General features: G+C 72.1%; 19 protein-coding genes and 1 pseudogene. 12 read left to right on the forward strand and 8 right to left on the reverse strand.

Annotated features, from left to right (window positions below; translation table 11 throughout):
- Window positions 1-3: 3 nt before the first annotated feature.
- The 4 genes from AC5P09_RS38175 to sigJ all read left to right on the forward strand — a co-directional run bounded on the left by AC5P09_RS38175 (window position 4) and on the right by sigJ (window position 4,112).
- Entirely contained in the window at window positions 4-1,029 is a 1,026-nt protein-coding gene (locus tag AC5P09_RS38175; protein WP_493878287.1) for a LacI family DNA-binding transcriptional regulator, read from the forward strand.
- Window positions 1,030-1,139: 110 nt separating this feature from the next.
- Window positions 1,140-2,441 carry an alpha/beta fold hydrolase gene (locus tag AC5P09_RS38180; protein ID WP_493878306.1) on the forward strand — a complete coding sequence of 434 codons (1,302 nt, stop codon included), beginning with the start codon at window positions 1,140-1,142 and terminating at the stop codon, window positions 2,439-2,441.
- 80 nt (window positions 2,442-2,521) lie between these two features.
- Window positions 2,522-3,136, forward strand: coding sequence for an FxLYD domain-containing protein (locus AC5P09_RS38185; RefSeq protein WP_493878288.1), 615 nt, complete (start codon window positions 2,522-2,524; stop codon window positions 3,134-3,136).
- Between the two features lie 82 nt (window positions 3,137-3,218).
- The gene (gene sigJ, locus AC5P09_RS38190) at window positions 3,219-4,112 is read left to right on the forward strand and encodes an RNA polymerase sigma factor SigJ (protein WP_307678907.1); all 894 of its coding nucleotides are present in this window, start codon (window positions 3,219-3,221) and stop codon (window positions 4,110-4,112) included.
- A 1-nt stretch (window position 4,113) separates the two neighbouring features.
- On the opposite strand, the gene AC5P09_RS38195 is transcribed toward sigJ, so the two are convergent.
- Window positions 4,114-4,314, reverse strand: a complete 201-nt coding sequence (locus tag AC5P09_RS38195; protein ID WP_493878289.1) for a DUF5999 family protein — start codon at window positions 4,312-4,314, stop codon at window positions 4,114-4,116.
- A 199-nt stretch (window positions 4,315-4,513) separates the two neighbouring features.
- Between AC5P09_RS38195 and AC5P09_RS38200 the strand changes: the two genes are divergently transcribed.
- A complete protein-coding gene (locus AC5P09_RS38200) occupies window positions 4,514-5,344 on the forward strand; it encodes a pentapeptide repeat-containing protein (RefSeq protein ID WP_493878290.1) in 831 nt (276 codons plus the stop codon).
- Here AC5P09_RS38200 and AC5P09_RS38205 read toward each other — a convergent pair.
- Entirely contained in the window at window positions 5,306-6,826 is a 1,521-nt protein-coding gene (locus tag AC5P09_RS38205; RefSeq protein ID WP_493878291.1) for a cytochrome P450, read from the reverse strand. The two genes, AC5P09_RS38200 and AC5P09_RS38205, sit on opposite strands and share 39 nt — an antisense overlap.
- 108 nt (window positions 6,827-6,934) lie before the next feature.
- Between AC5P09_RS38205 and AC5P09_RS38210 the strand changes: the two genes are divergently transcribed.
- Entirely contained in the window at window positions 6,935-7,537 is a 603-nt protein-coding gene (locus AC5P09_RS38210; RefSeq protein ID WP_493878292.1) for a TetR/AcrR family transcriptional regulator, read from the forward strand.
- 112 nt (window positions 7,538-7,649) lie between these two features.
- Window positions 7,650-8,375 (forward strand): DUF2470 domain-containing protein, encoded by a 726-nt coding sequence (locus tag AC5P09_RS38215; RefSeq protein WP_493878293.1) that lies wholly within the window; start codon window positions 7,650-7,652, stop codon window positions 8,373-8,375.
- Here the strand turns inward: AC5P09_RS38215 and AC5P09_RS38220 are convergent.
- The 4 genes from AC5P09_RS38220 to AC5P09_RS38235 all read right to left on the reverse strand — a co-directional run bounded on the left by AC5P09_RS38220 (window position 8,343) and on the right by AC5P09_RS38235 (window position 12,631).
- Window positions 8,343-9,551 carry a lactonase family protein gene (locus tag AC5P09_RS38220; RefSeq protein ID WP_493878294.1) on the reverse strand — a complete coding sequence of 403 codons (1,209 nt, stop codon included), beginning with the start codon at window positions 9,549-9,551 and terminating at the stop codon, window positions 8,343-8,345. The genes AC5P09_RS38215 and AC5P09_RS38220 overlap by 33 nt on opposite strands.
- Window positions 9,552-9,682: 131 nt before the next feature.
- Complete coding sequence (locus AC5P09_RS38225; RefSeq protein ID WP_493878295.1) at window positions 9,683-10,726, reverse strand: hypothetical protein; 1,044 nt, start codon at window positions 10,724-10,726, stop codon at window positions 9,683-9,685.
- A gap of 54 nt (window positions 10,727-10,780) precedes the next feature.
- Window positions 10,781-12,043, reverse strand: coding sequence for an FUSC family protein (locus AC5P09_RS38230; RefSeq protein ID WP_493878296.1), 1,263 nt, complete (start codon window positions 12,041-12,043; stop codon window positions 10,781-10,783).
- A gap of 93 nt (window positions 12,044-12,136) precedes the next feature.
- Window positions 12,137-12,631, reverse strand: a complete 495-nt coding sequence (locus AC5P09_RS38235) for an FBP domain-containing protein (protein ID WP_493878297.1) — start codon at window positions 12,629-12,631, stop codon at window positions 12,137-12,139.
- Window positions 12,632-12,915: 284 nt separating this feature from the next.
- Here AC5P09_RS38235 and AC5P09_RS38240 point away from each other — a divergent pair, with 284 nt between their 5' ends.
- Window positions 12,916-13,908: a phosphotransferase family protein gene (locus tag AC5P09_RS38240; RefSeq protein WP_493878298.1), complete on the forward strand. Its 993-nt coding sequence runs from the start codon at window positions 12,916-12,918 to the stop codon at window positions 13,906-13,908.
- A 275-nt stretch (window positions 13,909-14,183) separates the two neighbouring features.
- Here AC5P09_RS38240 and AC5P09_RS38245 read toward each other — a convergent pair whose 3' ends face one another.
- Window positions 14,184-14,561: a hypothetical protein gene (locus AC5P09_RS38245; RefSeq protein WP_493878299.1), complete on the reverse strand. Its 378-nt coding sequence runs from the start codon at window positions 14,559-14,561 to the stop codon at window positions 14,184-14,186.
- A gap of 287 nt (window positions 14,562-14,848) precedes the next feature.
- Here AC5P09_RS38245 and AC5P09_RS38250 point away from each other — a divergent pair, with 287 nt between their 5' ends.
- From AC5P09_RS38250 to AC5P09_RS38260, 3 genes and pseudogenes are all read left to right on the forward strand, one after another.
- Complete coding sequence (locus AC5P09_RS38250; protein ID WP_493878300.1) at window positions 14,849-15,121, forward strand: hypothetical protein; 273 nt, start codon at window positions 14,849-14,851, stop codon at window positions 15,119-15,121.
- Between the two features lie 281 nt (window positions 15,122-15,402).
- Window positions 15,403-16,389, forward strand: a pseudogene (locus AC5P09_RS38255) (NAD(P)/FAD-dependent oxidoreductase); the annotation flags it as partial.
- 279 nt (window positions 16,390-16,668) lie between these two features.
- A complete protein-coding gene (locus AC5P09_RS38260; protein ID WP_493878301.1) occupies window positions 16,669-16,998 on the forward strand; it encodes a hypothetical protein in 330 nt (109 codons plus the stop codon).
- Window positions 16,999-17,027: 29 nt separating this feature from the next.
- Here AC5P09_RS38260 and AC5P09_RS38265 read toward each other — a convergent pair whose 3' ends face one another.
- Window positions 17,028-18,056 (reverse strand): SDR family oxidoreductase, encoded by a 1,029-nt coding sequence (locus AC5P09_RS38265; RefSeq protein WP_493878302.1) that lies wholly within the window; start codon window positions 18,054-18,056, stop codon window positions 17,028-17,030.
- A 105-nt stretch (window positions 18,057-18,161) separates the two neighbouring features.
- On the opposite strand from AC5P09_RS38265, the gene AC5P09_RS38270 reads away from it, so the two are divergent.
- Window positions 18,162-18,818: a M15 family metallopeptidase gene (locus tag AC5P09_RS38270; protein WP_493878303.1), complete on the forward strand. Its 657-nt coding sequence runs from the start codon at window positions 18,162-18,164 to the stop codon at window positions 18,816-18,818.
- The last annotated feature ends 69 nt before the right edge of the window (window positions 18,819-18,887 follow it).

Here is an 18,887-nt window from a genome sequence, read left to right on the forward strand (position 1 = left end):
CAGATGGCCCAGTCGGTGGGTATCAAGGACGTCGCCCGTGCCGCCGGAGTTTCCGTCGGCACCGTTTCGAACGTCATCAACCGTCCGGACACGGTCGCGATCGAGACCCGGGCGCGGGTGCTGTCCGCGATAGACCGGCTCGGCTACGTCCGCAGCGAGTCCGCGCGCCAGCTCCGCGCGGGCCGCAGCCGCATCATGGGCCTGCTCGTCCTCGACATGGGCAACCCCTTCTTCGTCGACGTGGCGCGCGGCGCCGAACGGGCCGCGCGCGAGGCCGGCCTCGGCGTGATGGTCTGCAACAGCGCCCAGAACCCCGGCGAGGAGGCCGACTACCTCTCGCTCTTCGCCGAGCAGCGGGTCCGGGGCGTCCTGCTGACCCCCGCGGACGCGACCGGCCGCAACATCGAGTCCTTCCGGCGCCACGGCATCCCCTTCGTCCTCGTCGACCGGGTCGCCGAGGGCACCACCGAGTGCTCGGTCTCCGTCGACGACGTGGCGGGCGGCGCGCTCGCCGTACGCCACCTCGTCGACGCCGGACACCGCTCCCTCGCGTACGTCAGCGGCCCGCCCGGCCTCAACCAGGTCCGTGACCGCCGTACGGGCGCCCTGAACGCCCTCGCCGAGGCCGGCCTCGGCCCCGAAGCCCTCCGCGAACTGCCCACCGAACGGCTCGACGTGGCCGCCGGCCGGGACGCCGGCGCCCGGCTGCTCGGTCTCGGCGACCGCCCGACCGCCGTGTTCTGCGCCAACGACCTGCTCGCCCTGGGCGTCCTGCAGGCCATGTACGCGGCCGGCGTCGGCGTCCCCGACGAACTGGCGATCGTCGGCTACGACGACATCGAGTTCGCCGCCGCGGCGGCCGTCCCGCTCACCTCGGTCCGCCAGCCCGCCGTCACCATGGGCGCCCTGGCCGCCGAGCTCCTCCTGGAGGAGACGGAGGAGGAGACCTCGCCGCGCGGTCACACGCACCGAAGGGTCGTGCTCCAGCCGGAACTCGTGGTGCGCCGCTCCAGCCTCTCGGCACGCTGACTCAGCTGACTCCAGGGTCAGTACGATTTCATGATCCCGAGGGGTGGTGGCCGGAGGAACATGTGCTGAACTGGGACGCGGTCCGCAATCCGTCCGTCCCGGGAGCCCTGTTGTCCCTCACCTACCGCCAGCCCGGCGTCGTCCTCACCGACCGCCGCTTCACCGTGCCCCTCGACCACGACGACCCGGCGGGGGAGAGCATCGAGCTCTACGCCCGCGAGGTCGTCGCGAGCGACAAGGCGGGCCAGGACCTGCCGTGGCTGGTCTATCTCCAGGGCGGCCCCGGCTTCGGGGCGAACCGCTTCGTCGGCAAGCCGGCCTGGCTCGGCCGCGCCCTGAAGGAGTACCGCGTCCTGCTCCTGGACCAGCGCGGCACCGGCCACTCCACCCCCGCCAACCGCCAGACCCTCCCGCTGCGCGGCGGCCCCGCCGAACAGGCCGACTACCTGGCCCGCTTCCGCGCCGACTCCATCGTCCGCGACTGCGAGGCCATCCGCCCGGCCGTCACGGGCGGCGCCCCCTGGACCGTCCTCGGCCAGAGCTTCGGCGGCTTCTGCACGGTGACCTACCTGTCCACCGCCCCCGAGGGCCTGCGTGCCGCCGTCGTCACCGGCGGCCTGCCCTCGCTCGACGCCCACGCCGACGACGTCTACCGGGCCGCCTACCCGCGCATCGAGCGCAAGGTCACCGCGCACTACGAGCGCTACCCGCAGGACGTCGACCGCGCCCGGCAGATCGCCGAGTACGTCCTGCAGCACGAGCCGGTCCTGCCGAACGGCTACCGGCTCACCGCCGAGGCCTTCCAGTCCCTCGGTCGCGTCCTCGGCGGCAGCGAGGGCAGCCACCGCCTGCACTTCTTCCTGGAACACGCCTTCGTGCGCACCCCGCAGGGCCCCGCCCTGTCCGACGCGTTCCAGGAAGAGGCCCAGGCCCTCCTGTCGTACGCGAGCCACCCCCTGTACGCCCTGGTCCACGAGGCGATCTACGGCCAGGACCGGCGTCCCACCGACTGGTCGGCCGAACGTGTCCGCGCCGAGTTCCCCCGGTTCGACGCCGCCAAGGCCCTCGCCGGCGACGGACCGCTGCTGTTCACCGGCGAGTCGGTCCACCCCTGGATGTTCGACTGCGACCCGGCACTGAGCCCCCTGCGCGAGACCGCCGAACTCCTCGCCGCCCGCACCGACTGGACCCCCCTGTACGACCCGGCCCGCCTCGCCGCCAACGAGGTGCCGGTGGCGGCGGCCGTCTACCACGACGACATGTACGTCGACACCTCCCACGCCCTTCGGACGGCCAACGCCGTCCGCGGCCTGCGCACCTGGGTGACCGACGAGTTCGAACACGACGGTGTACGAGCGGGCGGACCGCGCGTCCTGGACCGGCTGCTGGCACTCACCCGCGACGAGGCCTGAGGCCACGCCGAGCCGACATGCCCGGCCGGAAATTCCGGCATATGGTGCGTTTGGTTGGCTCGGCGGCTCAGGAGGCTCGGATGCCCGAACCCATCGTCCCTCTCGTCCGGTCCCGTTCGGCCGCCGTCGCGCTGGTGGTGGCCGCCGGGCTCGCGCTGGTGTCGTGCGGCACGGACGACGACACCGGCACGCCGAACACCGCGCGGCCGACCGCCCCCGACACGGCCTCCTTCTCCGGGACACCGCCCACCGCGCTGGAGTCCAAGGCCGCCTCCGCCGTCGAGTCGGCGCGCGCGGCGGCCTCCGCGGCGGCCTCCTCCGCGTCGGCCGCCGCGGCCTCCTTCGAGGCCTCGGTGTCGGCCGAGGTGGAGCGGGCGAACCAGGCCGCCGCGGCCGAGCTCAAGGACGTCGACGGACCGGGCAACGCGATGTCCGACGTCGCCATGACCGGCAAACCGCGCTCCGAGACGGGCGGCCTGCTCGCCGTCGTCGTCACCATCACCAACAAGACCGACCGGACCGCGTCGTACGCCGTCCAGGTCGACTTCCTCGACGACTCCGGCAAGGCCGTCGAGACCCGGTACGTCGGCGCGGAGGACCTCGAACCCGGCGAGAAGGCCCAGCCCCTCGCCGTCAGCCGCAAGCCCGTCGAACCGGTCCTCACACCGAAACTGGCCAAGGCACAGCGCTATTGAGGCGATACGTTCACAGCCCGGCGCGGGCGTGGTTGGATCAACACGCCTTCACACGGCACCGGGATCGTCTTGGGGGGACGGCATGAACGAGACGGAACTGCTGGCGGACCGCTTCGAAGAACACCGCGGGCACCTGCGGGCGGTGGCCTACCGCATGCTCGGCTCGCTGGCCGAGGCGGAGGACGCCGTCCAGGAGACCTGGCTGAAGCTGAGCCGCACCGACGCGGGCGACATCCACAACCTCGGCGGCTGGCTGACCACCGTCGTCGGCCGGGTCTGCCTCGACCTGCTGCGCTCGCGCACCGTGCGCCGCGAGGACCCCCTCGACGACACGTTCGTCCCCGACCCGGTGATCCGGCCGCTCACGCGGACCGACCCGGAACAGGAGGTCCTCCAGGCCGACTCGGTCGGTCTCGCCCTCCTGGTGGTCCTGGAGACACTGGAACCCGCCGAGCGGCTCGCGTTCGTGCTGCACGACATGTTCGCGGTGCCGTTCGACGACATCGCGTCGATCCTGGAGCGCAGTCCGGCCGCGACCCGCCAACTGGCCAGCCGGGCCCGGCGCCGGGTCCAGGGCGCCACGCCCTCGGCCGAACCCGACCTCGGCAGGCAACGCCAGGTCGTCGACGCCTTCCTGGCCGCCAGCCGCGCCGGGGACTTCGAGGCGCTGCTCGCCGTCCTGCATCCCGACATCGTGCTGCGGGTCGACTCCGGGGCGCTGGTCGCCGGTGCGGCCGCCTCGAAGCTGGTGCGCGGCGCGAAGGCGGTGGCCGAACAGGCTTTGATGTTCCGGCAGTTCGCGCCGCTCGCCCAAGTCGCTCTCGTCAACGGCGAGATCGGCCTGCTCAACGCCCCCGACGGACAGCTGCAGTCGGTCATGGGCGTCACCGTCGTCGACGGCCGGATCACCGAGATGTACATCCTGGCCGATCCCGACCGCCTCGCCGGTCTCGAACTGCCCGGCGCGTTGGGCTGAGTCAGGCGGCGAGAGCCGGCGCGCCGAGGCTGCGGTGCGGGCTCACGACCCGTCCGTCGGGCAGGAGTTCACCCGTGTCGTCGAAGACGATGGTGCCGTTGCACAGCAGGCTCCAGCCCTGTTCGGGATGGGCCGACACGATCACGGCGGTGTGGTGGTCGGGACTGTCTGCGGTCGGGCACGCAGGCCGGTGGCTGCACATGACGTCTCTCCTCGATCCGGGTACGACTCCTACCTCGGTCCGCTCATGCTCCAGTGATAGCCGAGCTTGTTGTCGGCTGAGTATCGGGACTCCCACAACGCCGGGAACTCATCGGTGAGGTTCCGGGCCGCGGCCGCGTCCGCCCCTGCCGACGGACGCGGACCCAGGGCATGACCTGCGGGAAAGTAGGCTGGAGGTCATGCCAGACCATATGACCGACCGGGCCGAGCTGCGCGGCGACTGCGAGCGGTGCTTCGGCCTGTGCTGCGTCGCCCTGCCCTTCGCCGCCTCGGCGGACTTCGCCATCGACAAGCCGGCCGGCACGCCCTGCCCGAACCTCCGGGGCGACCACCGCTGCGGCATCCACGCCGAGCTGCGGACGAAGGGCTTCAACGGCTGCACGGTGTACGACTGCTTCGGCGCCGGGCAGAAGGTCTCGCAGATCACCTTCGGCGGCCGGGACCGGCGCACGGGCCCGCCCGAGGACGCCCGGCGCATGGTCGAGGTCTTCCCGGTCGTCCGCCAGCTCCACGAACTGCTCTGGTACCTCACCGAGGCACTCACCCTGCCGGCCGCCCGCCCGATCCACGCCGACCTCGGCCGGGCGCTGGAGCGGACCGAGGCGCTCACCCGTCAAACCCCGGAGGAAATCGGCGCGTTGGACGTCGGCGCACACCGACAGGAGGTCAACGTGCTCCTCCTGAAGACCAGCGAGCTCGCCCGGGCGGGCGTCCGCGGCAAGAAGAAGAACCGCCGCGGCGCGGACCTGATGGGCGCCCGTCTCAAGGGCGCCGACCTGCGGGGCGCCAATCTGCGCGGTGCCTACCTCATAGCCGCCGACCTCACCGGGGCCGACCTGCGCGGCGCGGATCTGATCGGCGCCGACCTGCGCGACGCCGACCTCACGGACGCGGACCTGACCGATGCCTTCTTCCTCACCCAGCCGCAGCTGAACGCGGCCCGGGGCAGCGCGGGCACCTGGCTGCCGGGGTCAGTCACCCGTCCCGTGCACTGGACAGCGCAGCTCTGAGGGAGCCTCGTCGACGGCGGTCGGGGCGGCCGGGCCCGCGGTGGTGCCCGCCCGCCGCTCCAGGTGCAGCCGCAACCCCTCCGGCATCAGTGTGAGCCGCTCGGTCACCCGCAGCCGGTAGTCCGGGTCGGGCCGCAGCTCGTAGCGGCGCAGCAGCAGGCCGAGGACCAGCGTGGCCTCGTGCAGCGCGAACTGCCGCCCTATGCAGGCCCGCGCCCCGGTCCCGAACGGCTTGAAGGTGTGCGGGGGACGGGACCGTACGGCCTTCGCCTCGAAGCGGCCCGGGTCGAACTCCTCGGCGTCGGCACCCCAGACCGCCCGCTCGCGGTGCAGCATCGGCGTGATCACCAGCGTCCACGCGCCCCGCCGCATCGGATGCGTCCCCGCGAGCACCGTGTCCTGCCGGGCCTCCCGGGCGTACGCGGGCGCCGTCGGCCACAGCCGCAGGGTCTCGTCCAGCACCCGGCGCACGTACCGCAGCTTGGCCACCTGGTCGTAGCCGGGCAGCGCCGTGCCGCCCCAGACCTGGTCCACCTCGGCGCGGGCCCGGGCGGCGACGTCCGGATGCCGGGCGAGGTAGTGGAGGGCGAAGGACAGCGCGCCCGAGGTGGTCTCGTGGCCCGCGACCAGGAAGGTGATGACCTGGCGCCGGACGTTCTCCGCGGACAGCCGCTCCCCGGTCTTGGGGTGCGCCGTGTCCAGCATCCGGTCCAGCAGGTCTCCGCCCCCGTCCCCGCCCGCCGTACGCCGGGCGCGGACCAGATCGTCGACCGTGCGGTTGAGGTAGGCGATGTCGGCCTCGTTGCGACGCGCGGCGCGGCGCAGCAGCAGCGGGAACGGCACCGTGTTCAGCCGCTGCGCGTAGGTGAGCGTGCCGATCATCGCCGTCACGAAGGGGTGCGGCCGGTCGCGTTCGAAGGAGCCGAAGTCGTGCCCGAAGCCGGTCCGCGCGATCGTCTCCAGGGTCAGTTTGGTCATGTCGCCGGGCACGTCCACCGCCCGGCCCGCCACCAGCTCGCGGTCCCAGTGGTCGGTGAGCCGCCCGGCAACCGCCAGCATGTTCGCGTGGTAGCCCGCCATGGCCTCCCGGCTGAAGCCCGGGGCGAGGACGTCGTGTGCCCGCTGCCAGTTCGGCTCGTGGTTGTACGCCGTGAACAGCCCGTCCCCGGCGACCGGCCGCAGGTTCGCGACCCCGAGCCCCACGTGCTTGGCGAACCGCGACTCGTCCGCCAGGTCGGCCACGAGGTCCGCGCCCCACGTGAACACGAACTCCCTGCCGAAGGCCCTGCGCCGGAAGATCGGCCCCAGCTGCCGGGCATACCGGACGGTGTCCTGGAGAGGGGTGTGCCGGTCGACGCCGATCACGTCACCGAGCAGGGGGAGCCGGTGCGGCGGATGCGGGATGCGGCGCAGCTCCGGCCAGCCCTGCTCGGCACCGCGGAATCCGCTGGGGAGCGTTGTCCCGTTCGTCGTGTCCGCCATGGACCGTCTCCCTTGGTGCGGCGGCAGGTTGAGCGTGTTGTACGTCGGTTCAACAAAGCGCTCCAGTCTGGTCCCGCTGTTGAATCGACGTCAAGTAAAGTGCGGCCCATGGCCGCGAACCAGGGCGAACGCGCACGCCGTCGGCTCAGCACCGAGGAGCGCCAGGAGCAGCTGCTGTCGGTGGGGGCGCGACTGTTCTCCGAGAGCCCGTACGACGAGGTGTGGATCGAGCAGGTCGCCGAGATCGCCGGTGTCTCGCGCGGGCTGCTCTACCACTACTTCCCGACCAAGCGGGACTTCTTCGCGGCAGTCGTCGAACGGGAGAGCGAGCGGATGCTGCGGATGACGGCGGCCGTGCCCGGCGTGCCGGTGCGCGAGCAGCTCGCCGCCGGCCTCGACACGTATCTCGAGTACGTCCGGGCGCACGCGCACGGCTACCGCGCCTTCCACCGGGCCGACGCGGCGGGCGACCAGTCGGTCCGCAAGGTCTATCGGACGGCGCTGGCCGCGCAGGAGCAGCAGATCCTCGCGGCCCTGGCCGCCGACCCCGAGTTCGGCCCGCCCGCACAGGAGCGGCCCGACCTCCGGCTGGCCGTCCGGGGCTGGCTGGCGTTCACCACCGCCGTCTGCCTGGAGTGGCTGCGCGGCTCGGAGCTGTCCCGGGAGCAGGTGCGGGACCTGTGCGCGAGGGCGCTGCTGGGCGTCATCTGACCGGGACCGCCCGGCCGTTCGAGCTGTCCCCGGGACATTCATGTCCGCTCGTGGTTGGCTTCGGCCCCGATCTTCGATAGGTTAGGCAAGGCTTACCTAAGGAGGTTTTGGGATGGGTGACAGCCAAACCTGGACGGCGGCTCCTTCCGCGGCGGAGTGGGCCCGTTCGGTGCTTGCCGCCGCATGGTCCTGCGCGGTGACCGCGGAGGGCGGACGCGAGGAGTTCGTCGGCGCGCACACCGTCGCCGAGGACGGGCGGGTGCTGCTGCATGTGCCCGAGGACAGCACCCTGCTCGCGGCCGCGATCTGCGCGCCCCGCGGGGAGCCGTCCGCCGTCCTGGAGTTCGCCGACGTCGCGCCCGTCCCCGTGCGCAACCGGATCCGCGCCCGGCTGTGGATGGCCGGCTGGTTCGTCCCCGAGGACGGCCACCTGGCGTTCCGGCCCACGCGGGTGGTGCTGCGCCGGCCGTCCGGCGCGGTGGTCGTCGACCTCGACGAGTTCGCGGCCGCCGCACCCGACCCGCTGGCCACCGCCGAGGCCCGGCTGCTCACGCACCTCGCCGACTGCCACGCCGACGCGGTCGAGCGGCTCACCCGCCTCGTCGACTCCGACAGCCTGCACGGCGCGGTCCGCGTCCAGCCCCTCGCGGTGGACCGGCACGGGCTGACGCTGCGCATCGAGCGCGCCCGCGGCAACGGCGACGTACGGCTGGCGTTCCACCGGCCCGCCGACGACGTCTCCCAGCTCACGGAGCGCATGCACGTCCTGCTCACCCAGGCCAGTGCCGCAACCTGCCCACGGGCGCTACAGCGGCAGCGCACAGACGGCGACGGGTGACGCGAACGGCTCGCCCGCGAGGCGCAGTGCACCGCTGTCCTCGTCCACGTGGAAGACGCTCACCGTGCCGGACTTCTGGTTCGCCGCGAACAGCAGCGTCCCGTCCGGCGAGAAGGCGATCTGCCGCGGGAAGTCGCCGGAGACCGGAACCGTGTCGAGCAGCCTGAGCCGGGCGCCGTCCGCCTCCACCGCGTAGCGCGTGAGGCTGTTGTGGCCCCGGTTGGCGAGATAGGCGTACGCGCCGTTCGACGTCACCAGGATCTGTGCCGGGTAGTTGGTCCCCGAGCCGGTCCCCGTCGACTGGGCGTCACCTACGGTCAGCCGGCCGCCGTCCGGATCGTAGGCGCAGACCGCGACCGTGTTGTCGACCTCGTTGGCCAGATACGCGTACCGGCCCCCGGGGTGGAAGGTCAGGTGCCGCGGCCCGGCGCCCGGCCGGGTGTGCGCCTGCGCGACCTCGCCGAGCCGGCCGGTCCGCTCGTCCAGGCGGTAGGTGTACACGGTGTCCGTGCCCAGGTCGACGGCGAGCACATGGCCGCCGTCCGGACTCGTCACGAACTGATGGGCGTGCGGCCCCTCCTGGCCCGGCCCGGGCGCCGGACTGGAGTGCGTGACCAGATCGGCGCGTTCACCGAGGGCGCCCGAGGCGTCGATCGGGTGCACGGCCACACTGCCCGAGCCGTAGTTGGCGCTGAGCAGCCAGCGCCCGCCCGGATGCACGGACAGATGACAGGGGCCCCCGCCGCCGGTGCTCCGGCTCCCCAGAACCCTGCGGTCGGACAGCCGCACGGCGGTCACGGCACCCGCCTCGCGCTCGTTCACCGCGTACAGCGTGCGCCCGTTCGGATGCACCGCGAGGTACGACGGGTCGCCGACGCCGGTGAGCGTGCCGGTCTTGGTGACACGGCCGCTCGTGGCGTCGTAGGTGGCCAGACCAATGCCGGTGCCGCCGCCCTCGACGGAGGTGTAGGTGCCGAGGTAGAGCGGACGGGGGCCGGAGGGCGCCGGGCTTTGGGCCGGAGCGCTCGGACTCGTCTCGGCGGCGCTCGTACTCCCCTCGGCGGCCGTCGGATCGGTGGGCGGCGGCGCGTCGTCGCACGCGGGCAGTACGGCCGCGGCACCCGCCCCGGTCAGGGCGCCGACGAATCGGCGCCTGCTCCAGCCCTCACTGCCCATGTGCACACCTCAGGTCGTCGCTTCTCCCGTCGCGACTGCCACCTTGGCGTGGATCAGCGGTCACGTGCAACAACGGCATCCCGCGTTGCGCAAGACGCAACAGCCCCGTCGGCTTGTCGCCTGTCAGTCACCTACCAGTCGCCGTCCTCGACCGGCTTCCCCGGCGCGTCCTTCAGCGGCTTCACCTGCTGCGGCGAAGGCTCCTGCCAGGGTTCGTGGTCGTCCCCGAGCCAGTCGCCGACCGGCTTGACGTCCTGGAGGGTGTCCGTGGCCATGAGGTCCTCGGCGTCCTGGTCGTAGTAGTCGAACCAGGGCAGCCCGGCGCGGGTGTACGCGGCGCGGTCCACGGGCGACGGCGGCGGAGCCTCGCCGGTGATGCGGCGCCACTCCGGAGGCGTCACCAGGTGCACGAACACCCGGCCCGCGGGCTGCTCGGCCCAGTCCGCCGGTGGCCGGTCGTCCCGGTAGACCTCCTGACGCATCGAGCCGCCCACGCCGAGGCCCATGGCGGCCGCGGCCCGCGGCCGGCCTCCCGCGGGGGCCGCGGCAGGGGCCGCCGGTGCCGCCATGGGCATCGCCGCCCCGTAGCTCTTGCCCGGGGAAGGCATCGCCCTGGCCCGCTCGGCCCGAAGCCGCTCCTCCTCGCGCCACCGGGCCAGCGGCCCCTCGTTCAACGGGAACGACTGCAGTTGTACGCCGCCCCAGACCTCCTCGCCCGTGACCTGCCCCTCGACGGTCGCGCCCAGCCCCAGCGGCACCGCCACGAACTGGCGGACCGTGCCCTTCCCGGAGTTGATGCCGTCCAGCCACGGCTGACGCGGCAGGACGACGTAGTTCTGCGGATCACGGGAGAGCCTCTCGCTCCAGGGCCGGCCCGAGACCGCGCACACCTTGCCCACCCCGACCTGCAACGCGGCCGGCTCCCTGGTGCCCGAGAAGCTCAGCCACATCGCCTCGCGCAGATACACCGGCAGCATCACCCCGCCGCGCGCCCGCCACCCCTCCGGGACGGTGTCCGGGTAGTCGGAGACCCGGCGGACGGGGAACTCGCCGAGCCCCGGCGGCAGCGGATGCGTGCCCGTCTCGGGCAGCCGCAGCGTGCGGACGAACCGCACCGCCGCACCGCCCGGCAGCCGCAGTGTGTTCCCGTCGATCCGCACGGTGGTGTCGGTCATCGGCCCGCCCCCTTCGTCCCGGCCCCCAAGGCTTGCCGCCTCAAGGTGACCTCGTCACCTTGAACGTCTCTCGGCGGTCGCGCGGTTCCGGCGCAGCTGCGCGGGCACGCGCAGGTTCTCCCGCAGCCGGGTGAGCCGCGGCATGCGTTCGCGCTGCTCGCGGGAGACGCGGTCCAGCTCCTCCAGGAGGCGGCGCGAGCGGTGCTCGGTGTCGAGCTCGTCGAGGATCCGGTTCACCTCGGTGAGGACGGCACCGAGCAGTTGCCACTGGCGGGCGTCGCGCTGGACCTCTTCCAGCAGCAGCTGGGCCAGCTTGTCGCGGGTGGCCGCGGCCTGTCGCAACTCGGCGGTCAGCCGGGACTCCGCCGCATCGGCGTTCAGGCTCACCGGGGTGGTGACCAGGACCGCGAAGCTGACCACGGCATCCGCGATCTCCGACAGCAGCCGCTCCACGGTGGCGCCCGTCTCCGACGCGAAGGAGCGTGGCAGGGGCTCGGACTCGCGCTCCTTGGCGAGATCGGTGAAGGTGCGCGCGAGTACGCGCAGCACGACTGTGCAGATCTCCAGCGTGTCCAGGCCGGTGCGCAGCACCACTCGGTGCAGCAGGCCCTCCTTCACCCGCGGATTGAACCGCAGGCTGTCCTCGGCCTGCCGCAGGGCCGCGTCCACCTCGACGATGTCGTGGTCGAGCCGGCGCGCCTCGTGCAGCCGGGCCGTCGCGTGCTCGACGGGCGTCCGGCCCGCCGCTTCCTCACCCATGCTCAGCATCAACTGCCGCATCCGGCGGGCCAGCCCCTCGATCGACTCGCCGGCCTCGCCCACCCACACCGGAGGGGCGAACAGCAGATTGCAGCCGAGGCCGACGACCGCGCCGATCAGCGTCTCCAGCACCCGCGCCCAGGCGGTGTCCCCGACGGTCGTGACCCCGAGCACCAGCATCGCGCTGATCGCCACCTCGGGCACGAACTCGTCGACCCGGACCAGGTGCCCGACGGCCAGCGCCGCCACGATCAGCAGCCCGAGGCTCCACCAGGTCAGACCCACCAGCAGACTGAAGGCGATGGCGACCAGGACCCCCGCCACCACGGAGTTCACCCGGCGGATACCGGTGGTGAGCGTGGAGTAGAGGGTGACCTGGACGACCAGCAGCGCGGTCAGCGGCGCGGTCAGCGGGGCCGCCTCGGGGCTGAGCTGCAGCGCGATGACATACGCGATCGTCGCCGCGGCCGACGACCGCAGCGCCTGTACGACGACCGGGTCCCGGTGCCGCTTCACAAAGCGCACCAGGGACGCCGTCCACTCACGTACGTCTCGCATCCTTGGGCAGTCCCCTTCCACAGTTGTACCGAAGGTACTCATTGAGGACCGTAACTGTCCGCAAGGAAACGTACTCCCTGATTCCGCTCCACGTCAGACGTACAGCTTGTCGAGGAACGCCGTCAGGTTCCCCGTCGTCCTGGCGATCTGCTCCTCCAGGGTGAGGCTCTCCTCGAAGCGGGACCCGGATTCCAGGGCCTTCTTGCCGCGCAGGTAGAGGGAACAGGCCAGGTCGGTGCACATGTAGATGCCCACCGAGTTGCCTTCGCGGCCCGCCGTGCCCGCCTTTCGGGCGGTCATCAGGGAGACGCCGCCGCCCGGGTGGGTGGTCAGGCACAGCGAACACATGCTGCGGTGCAGGAAGCCGCGCTGGGAGGACGGGAAACGCAGGGTGACGCCGACCGCCCGGCCCTCCCGCTCGGTGACGAGGTAGCTGCGATCGGGCGCTCCGGGATCGCGCCAGCCCAGGAAGTCCAGGTCGTCCCACGGGCGTTGGTCGAGGTCGCGGGGGACGGCCAGGCGTTTGGCCTCGCCCTTCGAGCAGTTGACGAACGAGCTGCGGATGTCGTGCTCGGAGAGTGCTCTCATGGGGGCCTCCTGGGGGATCGCACACTGAAACCTAGGGGTATTAGGTTGCGGTCAGGGTAGGCAGGCGGTTGCGGGAGGGGCCAGTGGATTTCCGGGGCGTCGGGTCAGTGCGCGCGGGTGAGGGCCGCGCTGCTCCATGGGCACCGTGTGCGCCGGACGCGTTCCGTACGCTGTACCGGGAGCACACGGCGAACGGTGGCTCAACGGACTGGTGGAGGCCGGGCGTTACGTCGAGGACGGACGTGTACGCGGTCGGCCGACCGGAGGGAAAGGGGCGGGTGCGGGTGGGGGAGTCGACGCAGAGCTGGGAGCGGGCCCGGCAGGTCCTGGAAGAGGCGGGCCTGCCCGCCGACCTTCTCACCCACGTCCGCCCGCTGACCGGGGGCACCTACAACACCGTCGAGGAACTCCTCCTCGCCGACGGCAGCCGTTACGTGCTGAAGGTCGCCCCCGCGCCGACCGAGCCGGGTCTGCGCTACGAGAGCCGCCTTCTGGTCTCCGAGGTGGAGTTCTACCGGGCGGCCGCCGAGGCCGGCGTAACGGCGCCGCACGTCGTGGCGTTCGGCGGAGACACCGCCGTTCCGAAGCTGCTGATGACGGCCTGCCCCGGCGACCCCTGGAACGGATCCCTGACCGAGCCCGAACGGGCCTCGCTGCGCACGGAGTTGGGCCGACAGGTGGCTCGTCTGCACCGCGTGACCGGACCGGGCTTCGGCTATCCGTCGGGAGCCCTCGGAGCGCTCGTCCCCGACTGGCGGACCGCCTTCGGCGCCATGATCGAGGCGGTCCTGGACGACGCCCGCCGCTACCGGGCCCGACTGCCCCGCCCTGCCGACGAGGTGGCCCGGACCATACAGGCCGCCCTCCCCGCGCTCGACGAGGTCACCACCCCCTGCCTGGTCCACTTCGACCTCTGGGACGGGAACATCCTCCTGGAACGCCCGGTGGGGGAACAGCCGCGCATCGGCGGGCTCATCGACGGCGAGCGCATGTTCTGGGGCGACCCTCTCGCCGACTTCGTCTCCCTGGCGCTGCTGGGCGACATCAAGAAGGACGAGGCGTTCCTCGCGGGCTACCGGGAAGCCGGTGGGCGGCTTGAATTCGACGCCCCGGCCCGACTCCGCCTCGCCCTCTACCGCGCCTACCTCTACCTGATCATGCTGGCCGAGACGGTTCCGCGAGCGGTCGACGCCGACAAGGAGCGATGGGTCCAGGAGACGGTCGCTCCGGAACTCGTCGCGGCGCTGGAGGAGATCGAGGAGCTGGCCCCCGTCTAGCGTAGTCCTCCCACTCCTGCAGCTTGGTGTTGAAGCGGTTGACGTCGTCGATGACCTGGCCTTCCAGCAGGCGGTAGAACTCCTCGGAGTCGATGCCGTGGACGCCGTTGATCACTGCGCGTCCGTCAGTTCATGTCGCCGCACCACAAAGTGCTCCTGCCCAGCCCTGTACTGATCCACCGACCGCCCTGGCGAACCGCGTTACCCACGTCGCCGGGGCCGTCGGTGGGCCGGATCGGCATGTACGCGTTCATTTCAGGGAATTGGCCAGTACGTCACGAGACGCCGACGAAAGCCGGCCCGGGTCCAATTCGCTCAATGTGAGGCGAGGGATTTCTTCCCGCATCAGGGAATCGCCGCGACCAATAGTGCGCCGCGCCACTCACGGATCCGTTCGAGCTCCGGAGGAGCGTTTCAGTGAAATCGAAGCTCCTGCGCAACAGCTCTTCGTTCGGCTCTTCTTCCGTGAGAGCCGGCCGCAGTACACGGCGGAAGAAAACATCGGAAAGAAAGTCGTAGAGGTCGAACCACTCCATTTCGCCGACCACGGCCTGCCCCGCGGGCGCTGAAGCGGCAGCCTCCAGCAGAACCCGGGTCTCCGGCACCATGCGCAGCAGCAGACCAGGAATCTGCCGTCGTCTGATTTCCGACACGCCACACCTCACATTACCGACCGGACAAAGGGATACGTTCAGCAGTCTTTCCTTGATGCGGCATCGGCCGGGGGGCCCTCCCGACAGCATTGATGTTGGAATCGGAAAGCAGGTTGTTCGCGTTGTACTTCTTCCCTGCCTCCATCGAAACCCTGGCCTTCCGGTCGAGTTCCAGGAGATTGGTGATTCCTGGATCAGTCCGGTAGCGGTCCGTCCATCACCCGCACCGCACTTCTCCGCCAGTGCGGTGGCAGAGGCCGGTTCCGAAGGCCGTCCCCAGCGCGGAGGTGACGTACAGGGTCACCGGCACCGGCATCGTCGACGCCGGGAACTCCGAGCAGGCCGCCACCGCCACCGGGGTCCGGCTGCCCTGGGAGAAGTCGGTCAAGGTGCCGCTCGGCCAGGAACCGATCGTCAGCATCACCCTGAACGAGAAGGGCGGGCAGGCCCGCTGCGCGCTGGCCATCCAGGGCAGGCACGTCCAAAGCGCCTTGGCCATGGGCGAGTTCGGCCGCGCGACCTGCTCCGGATCACTGCCTGCCGGCAAGGGCGAGCACTGAGCCGCACACCTCCGCAGACCGGCAGTGCCCGTGTCACCATCGGGCCCTGGAAGCCGCACACGCCGTGAGGCCGCCGCGTGTTGCAGAGCGGCGGGGGTGCCGGAAACCGGTCGTGTGCCCGGGACTGTTGACCGCACGGATCGCGCGTGCTCGGCTGGTAACCCGTTGTGTCCCACGGGGGGTGGCCGACCCCGCCCTGCCCGGGGCGCCGCCGAACCGGGCGCACTGTGCCGTCACCACCCGGCCACCCACCCCGCGACAACAAGAGGGAGGCGGACAGCATGGTCGAGCACGTGGTCGTCATCGGCGCGGGCGTCTACGGCGCGGCGGTGACTGCCTCGCTGACGCGGCGGGGTGCCCGCGTCACCGTCGTGGACGCCGGCGCGCCGGCGAGTGGCACCTCTGGTGCGACGTTCTCGTGGACCAACTCCTGCGGCAAGCAGCCACGGATCTACCACGATCTCAGTGTCGCGAGCATGCGAGCCCACCGGCGACTGGCGGCTGAAGTGCCCTTCGGCGACTGGTACCACGAGGGCGGCAACCTGGAGTGGACCGACGACGACTCGCGCGAGGAACTGCGCAAGAAGGTCGCCGGCGTCCTGGACTACGGATACGAGGCGCGTTGGCTCAGCCGGGCGGAGGCGCTGAGCCTCGAACCGGACCTCGACCCCGCCGCACTGCCGGCGGACGGGATCGCCTACTTCCCGCGCGAGGGCTGGATCGATCCGACCCGCCTCATCGGCCACCTGCTCTCCAGTGCCGTCTCCCGCGGTGCCGAGCTGGTACGCGACGACCCCGTCACCGGCCTGGAGTCGGCCGCCGGTCTGGTGCGCGCCGTCCGGCTCGCCTCGGGGCGGCAGCTCGCGGCGGACGCGGTCGTCAACTGTGCGGGGCCCCAGGCTGCCTGCATCGCCGAGTTCGCCGGCCTGGTTCTGCCGATGCGCAACACCCGCGGTGTGCTCATCCACACCTCGCCGGTCGCGGTCTCGGTGTCCCGTGTCATCCACGCCCCGCACGTCCACCTGCGCCCGGACGGCGCCGGACGGCTGCTGCTGCACTCTCCTGAGACCGATGGTGCGGCATACGTGACCGACACCGGTGAGATCGGCGTCGAGCGATCGGCGGTGACCAGCGTGCTCGAGGCGGCCCGTGCGCTGTACCCAGGGATCCGAGCCGCGGCCGTGGAAGGCGTGCGGGTGGGTGAACGGCCCATCCCCGGTGACGGCCTACCGGTCCTGGGACGCGCGGTCGAGCTGCCCAACTTCCATTTCGCCGTCTCGCACAGCGGTGCCACCCTGAGCGTGCACGCCGGCGACCTGGTCGCGGCCGAGGTGCTCGGCGAGGACCTGGGCGAAGCCCTGGCCGCGTTCCGGTTCGAACGGTTCTGACCGGCGGCGGCTGGGCCGGACTCCAGCTGGGCGCGCGGTTCCTGCCCGCCGTACGCCGGCCTGGCGCACGGCCCTGGAGGAGCGGGCGCCGCACTGACGTTTCGCTGGTCATGGCGGAGGTACTCGCGTGGCGCCCGAACCAGGCGAAGGGAGTACGCCGTGGCCGCGCACCGCGACGAAGGACCCGGTGAGAACGGGGTGCCCGTACCCCGGGACCTGCCGGACCAGCAGGCCCACGACGGCGAGGACCCCTGGGAGGTCGGCGCCGGTGGCGGGCAGGGGGACACCGTCGACACCAACGAGGCCGCCAAGTCCGCCGGGAGGCCCGACGAAGCCGATGAGGCCAGGGAGACCGACGAGACCGAGGAGTCCGACGAGCCCGCCGCCGACGTCCCCGACACGGACGAGTCGGGCACCGGCAGGCGGGGCGCGCCGCAATCGGGCGCCGTGCACCCGGAGCACCCCGTTCCGGACGAACCCTCAGCCTGACAGGGTTCGGGGCGCGCCCCTGGCTCAGCTCAGCCGACCTTCCGGCCCTGCAGGGGTTCCGTCTTCGCCCCCGCCCCCTGCTGCAGGCCCAGCAGGAACTCCTCCAGCACCTCCGGGGCCGTGTGCTCCGGGTGCCAGCCGAGTTCCGTGCGGGCGCGCGTGCAGTCCATCAGGGGGAGCCTGAGGACCGCGTCGAAGAGGTGCGGGGAGGCGGGCAGCAGGTGCAGGCCCCACGCGGCGGCGATCGCCGAGCGGGCCGCGGTGCGCGGCAGCCGTACGGGGCGGGCGCCGAGCATCTCGCCCAGCAGCTCGGCGTCGACGGGCGGTTCGCCCGCCAGGTTGAAAGCGCCGTTGACATTGGTGCGCAGGGCGAGGTGGTACGCCTCGGCCGCGTCGTCGGTGTGCAGCGCCTGGACGCGCAGGCCCGGGATGTCCGGGAGGAAGGGCAGTACGTCGGGCCGCGCCAGCGGGCCCGGCAGGAAGCGGCCGCCGAAGATGCGGCGCTGCTCACTCGCCGACTCCCGCTTGAACAGGAAGGCGGGCCGCATCCGCACCACCCTGACGTCGGGGTGGACCCGCTCGAACGTGTCCAGGGCACGCTCCAGATACGCCTTCTCCCGGCAGTACGCGGCGTCCGGCCAGCCGTGCGTCGGCCAGCTCTCGTCCACCGCGTGATCCTTCGGCCCCGGCGAGTACGCGCCGACGGACGACGCGTGCACCAGGGTCGGCACGGCCGCCGTGGCCACCGCGTCGAACACCCTCATGGAGCCGAGCACGTTGGTGCGCCAGGTCGCCGCCGGGTCGTGCGTCGGCTGGAACGCCCACGCGAGATGGACGACCGCATGGGCGCCCTCGAATTCCCTGACCAGATCGGACTGGTCGGACGCCAGGTCGACCGCCGACCACTCCGTCTTCGAGAGCTCCCAGTCGGGGAGCCGGCGGGCCAGCCCCCGCACCGACCCGACCTTCGAGTCCTCGGAGAGGAGGCGCACCAGGCTGGTGCCCACGTTCCCGGTGGCTCCTGTGACCACGATCCTGCTGCCCGTTGCACTGCTCACCTTCGGCTCCTCTCGACCGCGGGTCCGACGGGGTTGCCCGAGTACCCGGCCACCGGTGATGCACGCGGCGCACGGCCCGGATTCCGGACGGGAGAGGATCACGTCATGAGCGAGATCATCCTGATGTCCGACCCCAGGGTCGCCGCCGTTCCGGTCGACGAGTGCGGTGACGCTCTCGTGGACGTGAGGGGGTCCCTTCTCGTCGACGACCGCAAGCACCAGGATTCCCAGGGCGCCGAGGTCCACCTGCGCCAGGGCGTCCTCGACCGGCTCCTGCGGGCGCAGGCCCTGCTGCCCGAGGGCCTGCGCCTGCTCTTCGTCGAGGGATACCGGCCGCCGGCCCTCCAGCGGTCCTACTTCGAGCAGTACGCGGACGAACTGCGCGCCGGGCACCCGGACTGGCCCGCCGACCGGATCCGCTCGGCGGCCAGCCGCTACGTGTCCCCGCCGGAGATCGCCCCGCACACCGCGGGCGCGGCCGTCGACCTCACGCTCGCCGACACCGACGGCCGCGAACTAGACCTCGGCACCCCCATGAACGCCAGCCCCGAAGAGAGCGCCGGCGCCTGCTACACCGCGGCCGACGGCATCACCGACGAGGCCAGGGCCAACCGCGCCGTGCTCGGCGGGGCCCTGAGCGCGGCCGGGCTCGTCAACTACCCGACCGAGTGGTGGCACTGGTCGTACGGGGACCGCTACTGGGCCCTGGCGACCGGCGCTCCGGCCGCGCTCTACGGGCCCCGGGAACTCGACGCGTCCTAGGGGGTGTTTCGAAAGTCCCGCACAGCACCCACGGCGCCCGGCACGCACTCTCGCCGCACCGGCCGAAAG

The organism is Streptomyces sp. a15 (assembly GCF_059026085.1).